Origin of the sequence: Bradyrhizobium oropedii, from assembly GCF_020889685.1 — a bacterium.
Taxonomy (GTDB): Bacteria; Pseudomonadota; Alphaproteobacteria; order Rhizobiales; family Xanthobacteraceae; genus Bradyrhizobium; species Bradyrhizobium oropedii.
Genome location: NZ_JACMYO010000067.1, coordinates 1 through 17,651, shown reverse-complemented (window position 1 = coordinate 17,651; position 17,651 = coordinate 1). Strand labels below are relative to the sequence as shown.

The 17,651-nt window shown below is 60.3% G+C and carries 21 protein-coding genes and 1 pseudogene; 4 read left to right on the top strand and 18 right to left on the bottom strand.

Going from position 1 to position 17,651, the window contains the following annotated elements; translation table 11 throughout:
* Positions 1-91: 91 nt before the first annotated feature.
* The 7 genes from H8A95_RS19950 to H8A95_RS19925 form a co-directional block, all read right to left on the bottom strand.
* Entirely contained in the window at positions 92-301 is a 210-nt protein-coding gene (locus tag H8A95_RS19950) for a hypothetical protein (protein WP_229184634.1), read from the bottom strand.
* A 66-nt stretch (positions 302-367) separates the two neighbouring features.
* Positions 368-595: a DNA ligase-like domain-containing protein gene (locus H8A95_RS19945; protein ID WP_338027891.1), complete on the bottom strand. Its 228-nt coding sequence runs from the start codon at positions 593-595 to the stop codon at positions 368-370.
* Positions 596-1,283: 688 nt separating this feature from the next.
* A complete protein-coding gene (locus H8A95_RS19940; RefSeq protein WP_229184633.1) occupies positions 1,284-1,535 on the bottom strand; it encodes a hypothetical protein in 252 nt (83 codons plus the stop codon).
* Positions 1,536-1,667: 132 nt separating this feature from the next.
* Entirely contained in the window at positions 1,668-1,799 is a 132-nt protein-coding gene (locus H8A95_RS43835) for a hypothetical protein (protein ID WP_274617435.1), read from the bottom strand.
* A gap of 290 nt (positions 1,800-2,089) precedes the next feature.
* Positions 2,090-2,275, bottom strand: a complete 186-nt coding sequence (locus H8A95_RS19935; protein ID WP_229184632.1) for a hypothetical protein — start codon at positions 2,273-2,275, stop codon at positions 2,090-2,092.
* Positions 2,276-2,781: 506 nt separating this feature from the next.
* Positions 2,782-2,964, bottom strand: a complete 183-nt coding sequence (locus H8A95_RS19930; protein ID WP_229184631.1) for a hypothetical protein — start codon at positions 2,962-2,964, stop codon at positions 2,782-2,784.
* A 95-nt stretch (positions 2,965-3,059) separates the two neighbouring features.
* Positions 3,060-3,473, bottom strand: a complete 414-nt coding sequence (locus H8A95_RS19925) for a hypothetical protein (protein WP_229184646.1) — start codon at positions 3,471-3,473, stop codon at positions 3,060-3,062.
* A gap of 208 nt (positions 3,474-3,681) precedes the next feature.
* On the opposite strand from H8A95_RS19925, the gene H8A95_RS19920 reads away from it, so the two are divergent.
* A complete protein-coding gene (locus tag H8A95_RS19920; protein WP_229184630.1) occupies positions 3,682-5,145 on the top strand; it encodes an ATP-binding protein in 1,464 nt (487 codons plus the stop codon).
* A 35-nt stretch (positions 5,146-5,180) separates the two neighbouring features.
* Here the strand turns inward: H8A95_RS19920 and H8A95_RS19915 are convergent, their stop codons facing one another.
* The 6 genes from H8A95_RS19915 to H8A95_RS19890 all read right to left on the bottom strand — a co-directional run bounded on the left by H8A95_RS19915 (position 5,181) and on the right by H8A95_RS19890 (position 9,909).
* On the bottom strand, positions 5,181-6,731 hold the full coding sequence (locus tag H8A95_RS19915; protein WP_229184629.1) for a hypothetical protein: 1,551 nt from the start codon (positions 6,729-6,731) through the stop codon (positions 5,181-5,183).
* A gap of 146 nt (positions 6,732-6,877) precedes the next feature.
* Positions 6,878-7,015, bottom strand: a complete 138-nt coding sequence (locus tag H8A95_RS19910; RefSeq protein WP_229184628.1) for a hypothetical protein — start codon at positions 7,013-7,015, stop codon at positions 6,878-6,880.
* 80 nt (positions 7,016-7,095) lie between these two features.
* On the bottom strand, positions 7,096-7,983 hold the full coding sequence (locus H8A95_RS19905; protein ID WP_229184627.1) for a hypothetical protein: 888 nt from the start codon (positions 7,981-7,983) through the stop codon (positions 7,096-7,098).
* Between the two features lie 711 nt (positions 7,984-8,694).
* On the bottom strand, positions 8,695-9,057 hold the full coding sequence (locus H8A95_RS19900) for a hypothetical protein (RefSeq protein WP_229184626.1): 363 nt from the start codon (positions 9,055-9,057) through the stop codon (positions 8,695-8,697).
* Positions 9,058-9,171: 114 nt separating this feature from the next.
* Positions 9,172-9,429, bottom strand: a complete 258-nt coding sequence (locus H8A95_RS19895; RefSeq protein ID WP_229184625.1) for a hypothetical protein — start codon at positions 9,427-9,429, stop codon at positions 9,172-9,174.
* Positions 9,430-9,528: 99 nt separating this feature from the next.
* Positions 9,529-9,909, bottom strand: a complete 381-nt coding sequence (locus tag H8A95_RS19890) for a hypothetical protein (RefSeq protein ID WP_229184624.1) — start codon at positions 9,907-9,909, stop codon at positions 9,529-9,531.
* Between the two features lie 422 nt (positions 9,910-10,331).
* Here H8A95_RS19890 and H8A95_RS19885 point away from each other — a divergent pair, with 422 nt between their 5' ends.
* The 3 genes and pseudogenes from H8A95_RS19885 to H8A95_RS19875 form a co-directional block, all read left to right on the top strand.
* Complete coding sequence (locus H8A95_RS19885; protein WP_229184623.1) at positions 10,332-10,877, top strand: hypothetical protein; 546 nt, start codon at positions 10,332-10,334, stop codon at positions 10,875-10,877.
* Positions 10,878-11,339: 462 nt separating this feature from the next.
* The gene (locus tag H8A95_RS44185; protein ID WP_229184622.1) at positions 11,340-12,473 is read left to right on the top strand and encodes a tyrosine-type recombinase/integrase; all 1,134 of its coding nucleotides are present in this window, start codon (positions 11,340-11,342) and stop codon (positions 12,471-12,473) included.
* Between the two features lie 32 nt (positions 12,474-12,505).
* Positions 12,506-13,588: pseudogene (locus H8A95_RS19875) on the top strand (ComEC/Rec2 family competence protein); the annotation flags it as partial.
* On the opposite strand, the gene H8A95_RS19870 reads toward H8A95_RS19875, so the two are convergent.
* The 5 genes from H8A95_RS19870 to H8A95_RS19850 form a co-directional block, all read right to left on the bottom strand.
* Positions 13,585-13,812, bottom strand: coding sequence for a hypothetical protein (locus H8A95_RS19870; protein ID WP_229184621.1), 228 nt, complete (start codon positions 13,810-13,812; stop codon positions 13,585-13,587). The pseudogene H8A95_RS19875 and the gene H8A95_RS19870 sit on opposite strands and share 4 nt — an antisense overlap.
* A 145-nt stretch (positions 13,813-13,957) precedes the next feature.
* Positions 13,958-14,386: a hypothetical protein gene (locus tag H8A95_RS19865; RefSeq protein ID WP_229184620.1), complete on the bottom strand. Its 429-nt coding sequence runs from the start codon at positions 14,384-14,386 to the stop codon at positions 13,958-13,960.
* A gap of 243 nt (positions 14,387-14,629) precedes the next feature.
* Positions 14,630-15,334, bottom strand: a complete 705-nt coding sequence (lexA, locus tag H8A95_RS19860) for a transcriptional repressor LexA (RefSeq protein ID WP_163152134.1) — start codon at positions 15,332-15,334, stop codon at positions 14,630-14,632.
* A gap of 244 nt (positions 15,335-15,578) precedes the next feature.
* On the bottom strand, positions 15,579-16,790 hold the full coding sequence (locus H8A95_RS19855; protein ID WP_229184619.1) for a molybdopterin molybdotransferase MoeA: 1,212 nt from the start codon (positions 16,788-16,790) through the stop codon (positions 15,579-15,581).
* Between the two features lie 26 nt (positions 16,791-16,816).
* Positions 16,817-17,443, bottom strand: a complete 627-nt coding sequence (locus H8A95_RS19850; protein WP_229184618.1) for an HAD family hydrolase — start codon at positions 17,441-17,443, stop codon at positions 16,817-16,819.
* Positions 17,444-17,651 lie beyond the last annotated feature (208 nt).

Genomic DNA, 17,651 nt, shown 5'->3' with positions numbered 1-17,651 from the left:
ATGTCTGTGACGGCGGTAGCTCGGCCTGTCTTCAGGCCTGTTTCTCCCAAGACTTGGCCCGGTTGCCTGGAAGCAGCCGGGCCATCTTTCGCTAACGGCCTCTTGGAGTTCGCCTGGCTTGGGCCAGTCGCCCACCAATCGGTACGGGCTTGCGAGGACCAAGGACTTCGTATTCGAACGCGACGCCCTCCGGGTCGTTTGCTTTAAACCACTCGTCAGCGACGTCATCGGTAGCAAAGACTTTGAGGTGATCACGGTCGCCAACCTGTTTGTTGGCATCGGTATAGATCCAGACTTTCACGGGTCGCTCCTTTTGTTTAGTCAGCCGCGATACCTTGGCCAATCGCAAATTGCTCGCAACGCACTCTCAAAATTCCCGCGACATTGCAGGATGGGTCCGGTTCTTGACCTTGATCCAGTGCGGGCATCGGCCGCCTCGGTAAGGGCGATCTGACCGCTTCGAGACCAGACCCTCGAACCCGAACTCGCAGGCCTTCCGGAAGAGTGCCGGGCCGATCTCGCCTTGCTCGAAATCCGAGATGAAGATGCCTTCCGGCCGACGCGCCAGGAGCCGCTGCAGGTTCGTCTTGCGCATTGAGAGGGGCAATCTATCGGATGAAGTGTTGGTTCAATATTAAACTTAGTCTCAAAGATGGCGATCCGCCGGGCGCCTTCCCACAGCTCTATGGTTTGGCCGTCAACGAGCTGCTTTGCGTGCTTGCGAGCCTCTTCTTCTACACGGTGTGATTAGGAACGATCTCCGCGCACCTAGTTTATTACCGTGTTCGCTGCTGTTCCCGCCGAGCAGCAAGCGGACGATCAAAGTGTGAACTGGCGGCCCTGGCTCTGCCCCGCTGGGGCCGTTTCTTCTCAGGCGAACAGGTCCTTCCCCGCCTGCTTCATCCTCACGAACGTCCCGCTCTCGTGGTACTCAAGCCAGCCTTGGCTCGAACGCTCGAGCATGCTCCATGATCCTGCGGGCGGCTTTCTCGGGGGCGGAGTAGGGGCGGTCACCCTTCATGTTCATCGGTCACGCATTTCCAGTCAGAGTAACTATAGAGCCCCGCCCAATGATGGACTGGCTTGCCGCACTGTTCGCATTTGAAGGCGCCTGAAATGAAAGTAGGGGCGGAGCCACGCTCTTGAGATGCAGAATAGATAGCGCCGCATTCGCGGCATGAAAAATAGACTTTGATATCAATCTCCCTTTAGGTGTCCGAGACGATCCTAGCCACGTTGTCGGTGCGATATCTTCGCAGTGTGCAGCCCGAATGAGTATGCTTTCATTGCTCTCGTTTCAGCCTGGAGGCTTCCTCGGCATTCTGCTCGTCGACGCGGGTACGGATAAACGCGTGGATGTCGCCACCAAGCTCCGCTTGTACCTGGTCTTCCGAGAACCCCTGCGCCATCGCCGCGACCAAGAGCCTTTGGACAAGCTCGTCAATTTCGGGGCGACCACGTCGAACGCCGAAGTGCTCATCAGCGTGAACGCTGTTCTCTAACCAGAAGTCTACGAATTCTTTTGCGCTTGCCACTGAATGCCCCTGTCCGATAGGCGCCGCTTAGCACGCACTCATGATGTTCCCTAACAGGAAACTGTCCTTCATTGGATGTCTACGCGAAGTTTCAAAAGACACGGCCCCCAATCTTGCGAGGGAAAAGGGGCCTTACACTCCGAAGGAATGCTTCATCTGGGCCGCCATGCGCTGAACGGCATCGGTGTATTGACCGTGGTTGAAATGCTGATCGGCGACATAAAGAACGAAAAGGATGCCGACGGCTAGCAATACGCCTTTCATGATGACGCTCCCTAAGGTCTGGGCGGCTCCGAATGTCGTGACGATTCCAGGTTCTAGTGGGCGCTTCCGTCCGCGTCGGCTCCGGTAACCGGCTCGCCTCCAGCGTTCTGTTGTCGCGTACCATTCAATTCGCCAGTCGAGCATATCCGCGCCGCAGCGCGGGCATGAGCCATTCTCGTGGCGTGTCGTGATCCATCGATGAAGAGAATTGCATGGCACCTTTAAGGAGTTCTCTATCGGGGTATCCGGAAAACTCCGGGGAGAACAACTTTCAACGTCATAGATTTTCGTTATGCTAGACCGCTCTCTTTGGACTTGCCTAAAGTCCGCTCGACCTCATCGGCCAGCATACGATGATGCGCAGCCAGCTTGGCGAACAGTTCTTTCTTCGTCCGATTCTTCGCCAGCTTGCTAATCAGCTCGCACTCTTCCGCCTCGACACGAAGCTTCTCCAAGTGCGCTTGCATGTCCTTCATTGAATGAACTCCCCGGGATCACAGTGAGATCATCACACATGGAACTCGCCGGGCAATAGTCTTCTGAAACTCAGCCCGCGGTGATTCACGGGACCTTTGATCTAGATCAAGCGAGAACAGATGGTGCGTCAACGTCCCATAAGGAACGCGAGCCACGTCGAGTCAATTCGGAAAACGCGCATATTCACTCCATACTCACTAAGGTTGTGAAGCGGCAGCGATCTGATAGACTGGGTAATTATATTTTGATCAGTAGTTGCTTGCCAATCGATTGGAATGAGGGCGCGCCATGCCCACCACGGAAGAATTCCGCGAAGAGGCGGAGGCTCAAATTGCTCGGGCGGCGAGACAAGGACGTCCGCATATCGAGATCAATGCAGGCGAACTGCATCGGATAGTAAGCCCGGATCAGAACAGGCACCCGATGGCATGCAACGCCATGCGCCAGCTTATGGGACCAGCCGACGTCGTGATCTATGAACCTCCCGCAGGGGACGGTCCATCGTTCACCGTTCGGTATGTTCTGCCGCGTTAGCATCGGCTTTGTCGGGCTCGTCCGAACGTTCCGCCGCCATCGCTTCAACCATTTCGACGACACGTTGGCGGCTGGCCCGATCCTGGATCGAGCGAAAAGCTCGAAGAAGGCGGAACGCATCCGCCGCGTCTTTGCTCAGTCTCTCCTTCGTCAAGCTCGCCCTCGCATGGCCCGCCGAATCTCAGTGTAGCCAAGCTTGGCATCTCTGTTCTAGCCGTGAGGCTACGGGTCACCGTTTTCGGAGACCGGCTACCGCTCTCCCGGCCACCATGTTGACGGTGGGTTCATGGTCGAGATCTTGTCCGTCCGCAACGCCACCAGGTGGCTGCGCTTGAACGGGTGCCCAGCCCGGCGTGAGCATTCCTTGCACCGCATGTAGCGCTCCAGCTCGTGGACCGGCGTCCACGTCGGCCGCCTCACGATATCCAGGGCGACCGTCTGATGGGTGTCGCAGCCGAGGCATTTGATCTCGAGATAGCGATAGCCGGCATTGAGAGCGTCACCGAGGGCAGGGGACGGCTGGGCCGGCCCCTGGAAGGCGAGCATGCGGGCGTTCCAGGCTTGGCAGGCGAGCCCGTCCGCATCGCGACGCGCCTCTGCAGCCCGCTCGGCCAGATGCCGGACGGTGGCGCCGAACATGTACTCCCGGGATTTCGAGCCCATGCCGATCATAAAGCGGCGGAGCCGCGTGGGATGCAAATCTTCAATAAGTTGGGTCTGTCGAGATCGTTACCCACCAGAATTAGCGATGGTGGGATAAAGAGGGGATAAAGCGTCGCCCAAAAAGACAAGTGATTTCAATGGGAAACTTCCTGAACGATTGGTTATAGGGTCGAATTCCGATATAAGGGGGATATAAGAGGGAATCGGAATGCCGACCGCAAACCCGAGAGCACTCCTCCGGCGCCTGCTCGCTGGATCTGATGAAGGGCCGTGGCTCGAATTTAAACATAATAACGAGGATTGCGACATGATTGGTCGCACGCTGAGTGCGTGCGCTAATGCGGCCATGCTCGCTGACCGAGACAGGGCCTTTATAGTTTGGGGAATCCGAGACGGAACGCGCGAGAAAGTCGGAACCAGCGTGCGCCTTCAGCGCCTGAAAAAGGGCGGAGAAAATCTACAAAATTGGCTTTCGCGAATGATCGAGCCGAAGCTTCTGCTCGAATGCTTCGACTTCAGCGATGATGGCCTGGACTTTTCGATTCTCGCAGTCGAGCCCACATACGATAGGCCGGTCCGGTTCGCCGGTTCTGAGTACATCCGCATTGGAGAGAACGTCAAACCGCTTAAGGATTTTCCCGAACACGAGCGAGCCCTATGGCTGGCGACGGGGCGTCGCAAATTCGAGGATGCGATTGCCCTACCCAACCAAACGGCGCTGGATGTTCTCAATCTTTTGAACGCTGAGACGTACTACAACTTAAAGAGCGAACCGGTTCCGCGTAACAAGACTGAGATCCTGAAGCGGTTTTCCCAGTTGGGATTCGTCGTCGACGACATGGAAGACGGCTACCACATCACCAATCTCGGCGCCCTGCTTTTCGCGAATGATATTTCTACGTTCCCGTCGATAGCCACTAAATCGGTGCGCGTGATCAAGTATAGCGGCACCAATAAAATGAAGTCGGAAAGCGAAACAGAAGGCGTGAAAGGCTACGCGGTGGGCTTCCGGCCAATGCTCAAGTTCATAATGGATCGACTTCCGAAGGAGGAGCGGTTCACAGGCGGCGTTCGCAAAGCGCTATCTGTGTATTCAGAGACAGCTCTCCGCGAGATGGTGGCGAATGCCCTCATCCATCAAGATTTCACGATGAGTGGAAGTGGTCCCGTTGTGGAGATATACAAAGACCGGATCGAGATTACCAATCCTGGCAACTCGCTCATCGCAGTTGACCGTATTATAGACGAACGGCGCTCGCGCAATGAAAAATTCGCTGCTGCCATGCGCGAGGTTGGTCTTTGTGAAGAAAGAGGCGGCGGAATCGATAAGTCGATCATCGAGATCGAAGAGATGGCGCTCCCGGCGCCCGAGTTCTTTCCATCAGAAAACTCTATGAGGGTTGTGTTATTTGGACCAAAGAAATTTGCCAACCTTTCGAAAGCAGATAGAGTTTGGAGTTGCTTCTGTCATTGTGTGGTTCGTTGGCTCGCCCACGACTATATGAACAATACGAGCCTGAGAGCTAGATTTTCTCTTGGAGACGAAGACTACCAGGTAGTCTCATCGGTAATTGCCGACGCAAAGAAGGCAGGCCGGATCGCTCCAGCTGACAAAAATCAAGGAAACAAGTACGCGAAATACATTCCTTTCTGGGCCGTGTCGGATGACTAGCGCCGCCTAACCGGGCGGCGCTATCGGTGCCTGACTTACCCCGCACGAGGACTGTTCAGACGCGTTCCCACAAACTCTCCGAAAACCGTCTCAACGCGCAACGTGGTGCCGTCAAGATAGGCCGGTGCATCGAGCGATAGCGGTGCATTGAAGCTTCCCGCCTCCCTCTGCGGGAACAGCTTATGGTGCTGCTGGGTCATTGCTCTCACTCGAGAGGGGACGTCTTCGCGGCGTAAGCGGCGCTCTGCTAATTCCATGTAGACATTACTTACCACTTCATCGCGATCTGACTTCAACATGCTGCGGGGCGTGAGGCTATAGAGCCATTCGTAGTCGCCGGGCTGCGGGACATATAGCTCTTCATTCCCGACGTTTTCGATTTGCGGCGCGCGCTCCAGGCCTGCAATGGGGGCTATCCCCATCCGGCTCTGCATGGTTGCAAGGCTACGGCTGCTGCTAATGTGCTCGAGCACGAAGCGGTTGAAGGTTCGATCGGTCCGGCGCAAGTGGCTCCACTGAACGTCAGAAAGTATCTTGTTGGGGCCACTGATGATGCCGGTGACAGATGAGCCAGTGACGATCGCTCGCTTCGCAAGCTCGATCTTCTGCGGCGTGATCGGCTTGACGCGCCTCAGGTTTATCAGATCGCATGTTTTGCACGCCCGCGTGCCGTTGTGCTTCCAATAGGTGGTCTCAGGCGTGTACTCGTGGCCGTGACCGCAATGTGTGGTCGCTGCGGCGCGCGCTCTCCATGCCGCGACACGGGCCGCGAGGCCGTTTGCTTTCATGAGTGGAGTAACGATGTTGTCCCAGTTAGGATGCTCGGCACGATATCGCTTGAGCGAATGCATATCCTTGCCGGTCGGGAGCGGGATTCTCTTGAGCGCAACCCGTGCATTTAGCTGACGAAGAATATCGGCGGCTTCCTCGTTGGTGATGTCAGTGCATGTTCGGCATACGTGGTGCCGCCATACTCGTCCCTTTCCCCTTCCGCCGCACATGATCACGGCGACATTTTCTGGGCTTAGGAGATGACCCGCCTTGCAATGGGTCCGGTTTATTCTTCCGATGGCCGGCCCACTGATCTTGATTTTCTCAGGAACAACGATCTCCTCCGCTACAAGTCGGAAATTCCTGTCGAGCTTTTCGCGGCAGATGAGACACGCGCGCGGATTCCAGCTCGTTGCATTGTCTGGCACCAACGTCTTGTCGAAGTTTCCCGGCGTCAGTTCGTGGCCTCGCACGCAGTGCGTTCGCTCGTTACGCATTTGCGCCTGCACGGCGGCCTTTTTCTTGGTTGCGCTGAGGGCCGACAGCGAGTCTATGCGAGCCGACCATTCTGGATTTTCGGCGCGGTAGGCATCGAGACCCATCTTCTTGGGGAAAGACAGGCCAAGGTCCCTGAGCGAGCAGCCGGCCTCTAGCTTTGCCTCGATCTCGACGGCCTCGGCCGGAGTCAGATCCATGCATATGCGGCATTGCCGCCAGGGATACTTGGACTTCTTCGGATGAACGATCGCCGTATTCTCCGGCGTCATCGCGTGGCCATAGTTGCAGTGCGACTTAGGTTTGGGCTTGCCTGCCATCAGATCGCTCCTTTGCAAATGCGCGGAATGCGCGTGCGGAGCCCAATCCTGAGTCGCGTCGCAGGAGTGTTCTGATCAGGTCGGAATAGCTGCGGAAATGAAGCGCGGTCTGCCCAAAATCTTAATGACGCGGTGCCGGCCGGCGGCTAGTTGCCCATGGAGCGCATAGCATTTTCGGTCATCTGCTTCCGGTAAGCCGCGCGCGCGTTGAAGCGGGCCGCGATCAACAATGCTGCAGGAATGCCAACTGCTGCGAGACAAGCCAAGGTGCCGATGGTTGCCATCGTCGTCTAGCTCCCGGTGGATATTTCCGGGATTCTGAATCAACCAGGAGTCGAGGGCAAGAGAAATATCAAGGCCGGCCTTATAATTCATCACCCCAAAGCCGACGTGTGGCTTTGCTCCAAAGCGTAACCTTGCTGTCTCGGCGAACCGGATCATCAAGTGAGAGCGGAGCCTGAATTGTGCCATAGCCCTTCCGCGCATTCCTGCCGTAGTGCGCCGAGAGAAAGTCATCAACCCGACGGGCCACCTGATCGCGGCTAATGGCCCTTGAAAGCAGCGATACAAAGATGTCTTGGGCTAGATCGTCCGTGACTTCGAACGGCACGCGCTTCGAACGGAGGATCGATTGAATCCATTCGTAGTCCCCGGGCAGCATTTCGAAAGGCGGGATGTCGTCACGCGTCACATCCAGTCGAAAGTACGTCGCGTTAGCAGGAACTATCCGGCATTTGATTAGCACTGCCCGAGAAATCCTGTTCTTGGCGTTTTCGATCATGAAGCGATCGAACTCCGGTTGCTCGATCCGGTAGCGCTTGAGTGCTTTGAACGTGCAGATCGCTCTGCGACCGTTTCGGGTATGGGTTATGTCGTCAATCGTTCTCCCGTTCAGCACTGCCAAGCGAACGGCTTCTACGGCCTCTGGCCTCAGCTCGGGTCCGACTTTCTGATTGTCTCGGTCGCACCTCTTGCAGTAGCGATATCCGTTCCAGCGCATGCCGGTATTGCTGGGTTCAAATAGGTGCGCTCGATTGCAGTGCGTGGTGAGCCGCTTCGGGGCGCCCCTGCGCAATCGAGCCGCTTCACCGTTCGCGAGCACAAGAGCTTTTGCTCGGACGCCCCATTTTGGATTTTGGTCGCAGTATGTCTCGAAAGTACGCTTGGTGTGCAGTCCGGGGCGAATTCTTTTCCTGTTTCTCAGTCCCTTTACGATCTCGCTCAGCGAGAAGCCGGCCTCCAAGAGAGCCATGAACTGCGCGTGGCGAAATGGGATGATTGGCATATAGCATTACGCGCCAAAGCTATCCCGCGCGCTAGGGCGCCTGCCTGGCAGTCCCCACAATGCCCGAAATTCACCGGGCGATGGGCAAGCGCGCGGCCCTCTAAGAGGGCTTGGCAAACCCGGGCCTGAGGCGGGAGCGGGCTAAGCGCCGCGATCTAGTTTGGATTTGAGGGTGGCTTATTTGCAGTTGAAGAACGATTGGACCTGATCAAGTACACTATTGGCAGGGCAACTGTCAGAGCTAGAAAAGGCACACCAAGCATCAGCACAGCGAAAATCGCCGGGTTGAAAGTGCCGAACAGCCACATACCGCCTATTACCAACTCAACCACGGCCAAGGCGATCAAACGGCCCTTAATTGACCTGTTCATTTCTTTCCCTTAAGGGCGCCTCTCAGCAGGCGGCCTCTGCTTGATCGACTTCCGCATGGCGTAGAAGACGCCAAGAAATCCTCCCGCTGCACCTAACAGTGCATCAAGCGGATCGCCTCTTCCCAGCATGGCGCCGATCCCTCCGCCGAGTGCACCGCATAGGCCGCCGATCCAAGCCTCATTCAGATTTCCTTCAACACCACCTGCTCAAGCTCTAGCGCCGCAACGCCAGCGGCCCGGGGCTGGCAAACCCGACGCAGGGCCACCTCGTGAGCGGGGCCGCTAGAAAGCCGACGTGCCGCTCTCCTCAATCGCCGATATCGTCGCCGTCATCGTCCTCATCGGCACCTCGGTCCGGATCCTCGACGTAAACCAAGCAGCCTTCATAAAATGAAAGAGCGGCACCACGGAGCGGACAATCCGCTTCTGAAGTAATGCTGTGTGCTTCTGCCCAGCGATATCCCGCTGCATGTCCGGAGCAATTATCAGAGCATTCATAGCCGCCAAATTCCCGGGCGTGTGCTTCGGAAGCTGCCGCGCAGCCAATCAATGAAGAGCACAAGAGCATGATTGCAAATTTAGGCATGGAAACACCCCTGCGAAAGTCTTTCGCGAATTGCACTTGAGTAAGATGCTGGACGATTGCGTCGAGCGCGCCGTCGTTATGCACTTGAGACAATCCATTGCCCCCTGGTAGCTTAAGCCAGCTAATGTTTCCGCAACCGGAGGGCGAGCGCAAGGGGCCTGGCACGGATTTCCGAGGAGCCCGGTAACGGCGCGGCTATCATCCTTCGATAATGAGGCGACCCAAGAACGCATTGCAGGCCCGCTCGGCTTCAGCGAACGTGCTGAAGGGCGACCCGGACACCTGAGCTGCGGGCATATTCAGAAAGTCGGGGCGATATGACGCAACAAAACCCGGCTCTCCATGCAAGCCAGGCCCACTTCGGCTCTCGTTGCTGATTACGAATGAATAGTCGTCGCTGCTTGCGATCCACATCTCCAGATCGCCGGTGCCAACGTGGCTGAAGTGCAGGGCCATGTAGCCCTCCACATTTGCCGGGCAAAGCGGTACCCACGGCTCCCCGGCTCGGTCGTGATTGATCTCAACGCTCAAGCGGGATGAGCCGCAGGCTCGCTACTAATAGCAAGCATAAGCCTGCTGGCTGGCTGTTGCGACGCAGTAGCCATAACTGGCTCTGTACGGGTAGCCGTAGCCATAGGGGTAACCATAACCATACCCGTAGTCGTAACCGTACCCATCCGGGTAGCCATATCCGTAGGGGTAACCGTAGGCACCATAGGCACCCGCCAAGCCGAGACCTATCCCAAGTCCAACGGCGGCCGCTCCAAACCCGCCTCCGCGCCAACCACCGCCGCGCCAGCCGCCGCCACCAAATCCGCCGTGGAAGCCGCCACCATGAAAGCCACCGCCGCCGAAGCCTCCGCGCGCAGAAGCAGCAGTCGGTGCAAATGCCACGGCCAGAACCGCGATTAGCGTGATTAGGATTTTCCTAAGCATCGGACTCTCCCAGCTTTTAGAAAGTCGCCCGAATTTAAAACACCTCACGTCCGGTTTAGTTGCTGAACTACCGGGTCCAACCACCCACAACGGGAAGGGCCCCTGGCGCACTCATCAGTGCGATTTCTTCGCCCTCAGCCCGATCTCGACCAGCCGGCGGATGGCTTCGGAGCGGCCAGGGGTGTCGGGCTGCGCGGCGGCCCACGCGTCGACCGCGGTGATGAACTTGTCGGAGAGTCGAAACGTGCGTGCGGGATCTCTGCCCGTTGCCGGGCGGCCTGCTCCAGGCCTTTTCCCGCCGACTCGTTTTGGTATTGCCTTTTTCACAATTTGGTATTACCGTTTTCAGGCTTGAAAAGCAAGCGGCCCGCCGTCGTGTTGGAAGCGCGACGTCGGGCCTAGCCCAAACCATGGAGCGACCCATGCCTCAGGTTGATTCTGAGAATAGCACAGCTTTGCGTGTGCCCGACCAAGGGCCAGTTTATCACCCGACCGACATTCCCCCAGAGCAGATATTCAAGACCATCTGGCGCCTCCGCCGTGAGGCCATGGACGAGATAGCCAGGCTGATCCGGTTTCTCGACGACACTGATAACCACATGGAGCGGGAGCCGGACGACGACGACGAACCGTGGCTCGGCTTCCAGGAGGCGTTTCCCGGCCTCGGTGCGGGCCGTGGAGGCGACGATCGGGAAATGGACCTTGGGACCTTCGACCGTATGGTGGACCAGACACACGCGTCCCGGCAGTACTTTACTGAGGCGCCGGCAGCGTCTGACGCCGAGCACGACACGGCGGATATTGAGCCGAGCCTTGGCAGCCTTGACCAGAATGAGAGTCAGGAACGATGGGTCGCGGGAGGGCAGCGCGATCTCGAGAAGGATCCCGCGGAGACCGGCATCGGGGACTATGGCGGCTTGCTCGAGCAGGCAGGGACGCAGGACGCGTTTCAGGGGACCATGGGGTGAAGGCTGATACTGCGGCCCGCCGGTCCTATCGGTGGGCCTGTTGCTCCTGATCTCACCACTTCGTGAACGTCTCACCGGGGTGCCGGGCCGAAAAACTTGGATACCGACCCATTGATGCGCCACCCGCATCTGCTCCAGCATTGATGCATTGATTTGCCCCGTTGCCAGCGGGAAAGCGCGAAATCCATTCCCTTTCATTGGGCCTCGGTTTCGCGGAAGTAGCGAACCACGGCGCTTGTGGCTTGGCAGGCCGAGCGCCCAATGGAGCCTATCTGACGTGATCCCCCTGACGCCCAAAGAGACCGCCATGCGGCTCGGCATTACCGTCGAGCAGCTTGCCGCGTTCACGGCAGACGGCGAGATCAGCTACATCAACGTCGGCCGGGGTAAGAAGCGCCCGCGCCGACGATACACAGAGCAAGACATTCAAGAATTTCTGGAGAGACGCCGCAGGAGGGAAGTGTGTCTGTCTACCGCGACAAGCGTTCCCCGTACTACCAATTCGATTTCCAGATCAACGGTCATCGGTTTCATGGCTCAACGAAATGCACGTCGCGCAAAGACGCCCTCAAATTCGAGGCCGCAGAGCAGGAACGGGCCAGGAAGCTGATAAAGGCCGCCAGTCGCGCGAAAGCATCGCTTGCGATTGATGATGTGGCCGACCGATTGTGGAATGATCAGGCGCAGTACGATGCTGAGCCGAAGGCGACTGAAACAAACCTCGCGCGACTGATCGATTATTTCGGCGAGGCCAAATCGCTGACTGACATCGACCACAAGGCGGCTAAAGAGCTTGTGGCGTGGCGCCGTGGTCATCGGGTGTCGCGGCGCGGCAAGCGGACCAAGAAGGAAGATGAGGCGTTGCCGCTAATCTCCAATGCCACCGTGAACCGCTCGGCCACCAAGGTGCTGCAGCGGCTATTCGCCTTCGCCAAGGCTGAGGGCGCGTTATTCGAGGCCGAGCCGAAATGGGATGAGCTGATCTTGCCCGAGCCGGAGGAGCGGGTCCGTGAATTGAAGAGCGAGGAAGCCGACGCGATCGATGAGGCGATGCGCGACGACTACGGCCCGTTCTTTGGCTTCGTCCGTGCCAGTGGCATGCGGTTGAAGGAGTGCGTGACGTTGCGTTGGTCGGAGGTCAACTTCGGCTCCAAGCAGATCGTCCGAACCGGGAAGGGCGGCCGGCGCGTGGTGTTTCCGATTACCCCGGCGGTGCGGGAGATCCTGTTTCCGCTGCAGGGACAACACACCGAGTTTGTCTTCACCTATCTCGCCGTCTACGGCAACAAGCGGCTCGGCCGGGTGAGGGGCCAGCGCTATCCGTTGTCCTACAATGGTGCCAAATCCGCTTGGCAGATTGTGCGGACCAGGGCGGGCGTGAAGGATTTTCGGTTCCACGACTTCCGCCACGACTTCGGGACCAAGCTGCTGCGGGACAGCGGCAATCTTAAGCTCGTGCAGAAGGCGCTGAACCACCGCGACATAAAGAGCACGCTCCGATACGCCCATGTGTTGGATGAGGATGTTGCCGCAGCGGTTGAGCGGCTCGCGAAGTCCCGGAAAAATCCCCGGAGCAAGGTACAGAAGGTCAACTAACTTGTTGGGAATGCTAATGCTATCGGAATCGGCATCTAACCTTCCAGATGTCGTTTGCCGCGACGCTCGGCCTCGTGGCGCTGGTGCAGATCGGGCTGCCGAACCTGCTGGCGTCGCCGGATCATTCGGCGACCGCGCGCGTTGCGCTGTGGGGCGGGCGTGAGCTCACGATGCTGATGCTTGCCTCGCTGGTGGCGGGGCTCGCGACGACGCCCTATGCCGCATTCCATTTCCACCGCGTGACGCCGTACGGGCTGCTTGCGAACCTCGCGGCGATGCCGGTGGTTTCGGCGATCGTGATGCCGGCCGGTATGCTCGGGCTCCTCGCCATGCCGTTCGGGTTCGACGGCGTGTTCTGGGCGATCATGGGCTTTGGCATCGACTGGATGATCCTGGTGACGCAATGGGTCGCCGCGCTGCCCGGTGCGGTCGGTCGGATGGCGGCGTTCGGGATCGGGCCTCTGATCGTTGCAAGTGCGGGCCTCGTCCTGCTCGGCCTGTTGCGCACGCCGCTGCGCTGGTCGGGCGCGGTGCTGCTGGTGGCGGCCTCGGTCTGGGCGCTGCTTGTGCCGCGGCCGGACGTGCTGGTCTCCGCCGACGGCCGCAACGTCGCGGTGCGTGGCGGCGACGGGCGGCTGCATCTGATGCACAGCGCCAAGGACGCCTTTCTCGTGAAGGAGTGGCTGGCGGCGGATGCCGATGCGCGGACCGCGACCGATGCGTCGCTCGGCGAGGGCGTGTCCTGCGATCCGAGCGGCTGTGTGACCCAGAGCTCGAACGGCGGCTTCGTCGCGCTGGCCGTGCGCCCTGAGGCGCTGGCCGACGATTGCGAGCGTGCGGCACTGATCGTGACGGCCCGGCCTCCGCCGCCGCGGGGCTGCGCAGCCTCGGTGATCGATGCCGAGCGGTTGCGACGCCACGGTGCTCTGGTGCTGCGCAGGACCCGTGACGGCTACGCCATCGATGCGGTCAAGCCCGGCGGGATCGACCGGCCGTGGTCGCCTGCGGTTCCCGGCGACGGTGACAGCGAGACAACGTTGCGTGCACCCGCCACCACGCCGCGGCCCGCCGTCGATGCGACCCCGGCCGAGACGGATTTGCAGGGCGAAGATTAGCCGTGGTCCGGCGAGGGGCCGGCCGGCAGTTCGAATAGGCCGAGATGGTACTCGTCGGAATCGGGGCCGGCGTCGGGCTTCTTGACGAGGGTAAAGGAAGCCTCGGGAAATTGCTCCCAGACCTTCAGGTCGTCAGCCGTCACCGTCAGCCAACCGAACCGGAACATGTAGCGGCCCGGTTCGGTGACGCGTCCAGCTTTTTGCCAAGTGACCTTATCGACCACCGCGCACGTCCTCCGTGCACGATGATGCTCCAAGGCGCCCGCCGACGCAAATCTCCTGCGGCGCCCCGGAACCGGATGTCCGGGGTCGCTCCAAATCGCTTAGGTCATCCGCCGCTGAATGGCGCATTCCGCGGCGACGATGCGTTCAACCCAAAAACAGCGTTGCGAACGTGGAGGGGCGCCGCTCCACAACCTTCGGCTTCTGCTCGACCGGCGGATGCAGTGCCGGCAATTGCAGCACGCTGACGCGCTGTCCCTCGACGAGCTGGGTCACCAGCACGTGGCTGCCGTCGGGGAATTCGACCGCGTCATGATGGCGATCGGGAACGTCGGGTTCGACTTCGTTGAACACACCGACGCGGAAATTCATCGTCTTGGTCCAGATCCAGCGGCTGTCGTAGCGAACGTTCTCGGCGAAAGCGAGTTCGGTGCCCGGCAGCATGCAGACCGCGACCGTGGGATCGTTCTCCGAAGCAAAGCCGCGGGTCGACGTGCCGCGGAAAGTCGTCGTGATCAGCGTCTCTCCGACAATGGCGGGGCGCGATGCCACGGCGTGCAGACTATAGTCACACATCGGATGGCTCCTCATTTCGAGGTAGCGACCCGTGCCTCTCCTTGAGGCATGGGGCCTCTACCAGAGTGGACGATAGCGAACGAGCGTCTGCTCGTTTCTGGGCGATTGTACGACTGGCCCGAGTTCGCCTCAATCACAAACACGCGACACTGCGTGAGAGTTATCGGAGCGCATCGGGCTGGCCGCATGCTGCGCTATCTCTTCCAAGGAACGATCCGATGTGTCGCTCGTTCCTCGCAGCCCTCAGTATTTGCGATAAAGGCCGATCAGCTTGCCCTGGATGCGGACCCGGTTCGGCGGCAGGATGCGCACTTCATAGGCGGTATTGGCCGGCTCCAGCGCGATCGACGCGCCACGGCGGCGGAAGCGCTTCAGGGTGGCTTCCTCCTCGTCGATCAGCGCCACCACGATGTCGCCGGTGTTGGCGACGTCGTTGCGCTGGATCAGCGCCATATCGCCGTCGAGGATGCCGGCATCGACCATCGAGTCGCCGCGCACTTCCAGCGCATAATGTTCGCCGGAGCCGAGCATGTCGGGCGGCACGCTGATGGTGTGGCTGCGGGTCTGCAGCGCCTCGATCGGCGTACCGGCGGCGATCCGACCCATCACCGGGACCGCGACCGGACGGTTGCCGTCGTCCTCGGCGATCGGCGGCGTGCTGGTACGCTTGCCGAGCGTGCCTTCGATGACGCTCGGCGTGAAGCCGCGACGGCCGTTGCCGGCGCCGGCCGAGAGCTCGGGCAGCTTGATGACTTCGATGGCGCGGGCGCGGTTGGGCAGGCGGCGGATGAAGCCGCGCTCCTCGAGCGCAGTGATCAGGCGGTGGATACCGGACTTCGAGCGCAGGTCGAGCGCATCCTTCATCTCGTCGAAGGAGGGCGGCACGCCGGCCTCTTTCAGACGTTCATTGATGAAACGCAGAAGTTCGTACTGTTTGCGCGTGAGCATCTCGAGTATTCCCCCGGTTGATAGCGTCGTTCGATTCCGAGACTCTTCAGGTGGGGCCTGCAGGCCGGGCGTGACCTCAGGAGCGTGGCGCTCGTTGCACTGCTCCCTGGCGGCCTCCCGATTGTAGACACCAGTACTCGAAACAAATCATGAACGGACACTATATGTTCGATATGTGTTCCGCAACCACTTAATTTCCGGTGAACGTGTTCTGCAACGCGCAAATCGGTGAGCCGCGAAGGCCTCACTCAGGCAACGTCAGGATCTCGCATTCGCTGCCTTTGACGGCGGCAGGCGCAAACGGCGGACGCACGAGAAGTGCCCGTGCCGCAGCGAGATTCCCGAGCAGTGAACTATCCTGCTGCGTCACCGGCGTTGCGATCAGCGTGCCGTCCTCGCGCTCCTCGAGACGCGCGCGCAGATAGTCCTCGCGCTGGTCGTTGGCGGCGAGGTCGCGGCCGAGCAGAGCGGTCGCGCGTACATGATGGATCGTCTTTCGGCCGCTCAGCGCCCGAATCAACGGCACCAGAAACAGGAAGGCGCAGACATAGGAGGACACCGGATTGCCGGGCAGGCCGATCACCCGCATCGCACCGAGCCGGCCGTGCATCATCGGCTTGCCGGGCCGCATCGCGATCCGCCAGAACGCCATGTCGACGCCCTCGGCCTCCAGCGACTGCTTGACCAGATCGTGGTCGCCGACCGACGCCCCGCCGGTGGTGATCAGGACATCGGCGCCGGTCTCGCGCGCCCGGCGGATGCCGGCGGTGGTCGCTTCCACGGTGTCGGCAGCAATCCCGAGATCGACGGTCTCGGCGCCTTCGGCGCGGGCCAGCGCCCGCAGCGCATAGCCGTTGGAATAGACGATCTGGCCGGGGCCTGGCTTTGCGCCCGGCATCACCAGCTCGTCGCCGGTTGCGAGCACCGCGACCTTCGGACGGCGGCGGACGGCGAGTTCCGGATAGTTCATGGCGGCCGCCAGCGAGAGCGCGCGGTCGGAGAGGTGGCTGCCGGCCCCGAGCAGCACGTCACCCTCGCGGAAATCGACGCCGGCCGGGCGAATGTGCCGTCCGGCAGTTGCGACCTCGGTGATCGCGATGCGGTCGCCGTCGATCCTGGTATCTTCCTGGATGATGACGGCGTCGGCCCCTTTGGGGATCACGCCGCCGGTAAAGATCCGCACCGCTTCGCCGGCACCGACCGTCCGCTCGAACGGGCGGCCGGCGGCGACTTCGCCGATCACCTTGAGCCGGGCCGAGAGGTCAGCGGCGTCGGCGGCACGCACGGCGTAGCCATCCATCGCCGACATCGGCTGCGGCGGCTGGGTGCGCAGCGCCGCGAGGTCGCGCGCCAGGGTGCGGTGGTAGGCGGCATCGAGCACGACCTTCTCCTCCGGCAGCGGTTCGGCGCCGGCGAGGACGGCGGACAGGGCATCGGCAACCGGCATCAGGGCCACGCTCAGAACTCCCAAGATTCCAATGTTCAAATACCAAGTGCGGTCAAAGCCCTTGCCACGTCATCCGTCGATGTCACGTGGATGGCATAAAGGCCGCGCGCCCGCGCGCCTTCGATATTGGCGGCCAGGTCGTCGAAGAACAGGATCCGCGACGCCGGCACGCCGATGGCTTCTACCACATGATCGTAGGCCGCGGCGTCGGGTTTCCGATGGCCGATGGTCGAGGACAGGAACACGGTCCGGAAATGGCCGAGCAGCTCGGCATGGATGACCGAGAAATGCGCGACATGGGCCGGGTTGGTGTTGGAGAAGGCGTAGAGCGGCATCCGCTTGGCCGCGATCGCGAGCAGAGGGGCGATGCCCGGCATCTCGCCGGTGAAGATCGCGTTCCAGCCTTCGAGGAACTGCGCATCGGTGAGGTCGATGCCGAGCGTCCGGCGCAGGTGATCGAAGAACGCCGCGTCGTCGATCCGGCCGATCTCATGATGCTTGAAGCTGTCGTCGACGACGAAGCGGCTGGCGAGCTCGGTCGGCGCACAGCCGGCATGCTGCGCCCAGTGCGCCATCACCTTGTCGAAGTCGATGTCGAGCACGACGCGGCCGATATCGAACAGCAGCACGTCGACGGAATTGGGAGAGAGGTGCGAGGTCATTGCGTGAAACCGTGTACGAAAATTGCGGGCGGGCGGCAATGTCCTCGATTTGTACGGCAGGCATGCGACCGGAGTGCTGAGGTTGGCCCGGCTCGGTCCATTCCTTCCCCAACGTCGTCCCCGCGAAAGCGGGGACCCATACGCCGCAGCGGGTGCTGAGAACGGGACTCGTCGTCCCAGCATCGTTCAACAATCAGCATTTGTGGTT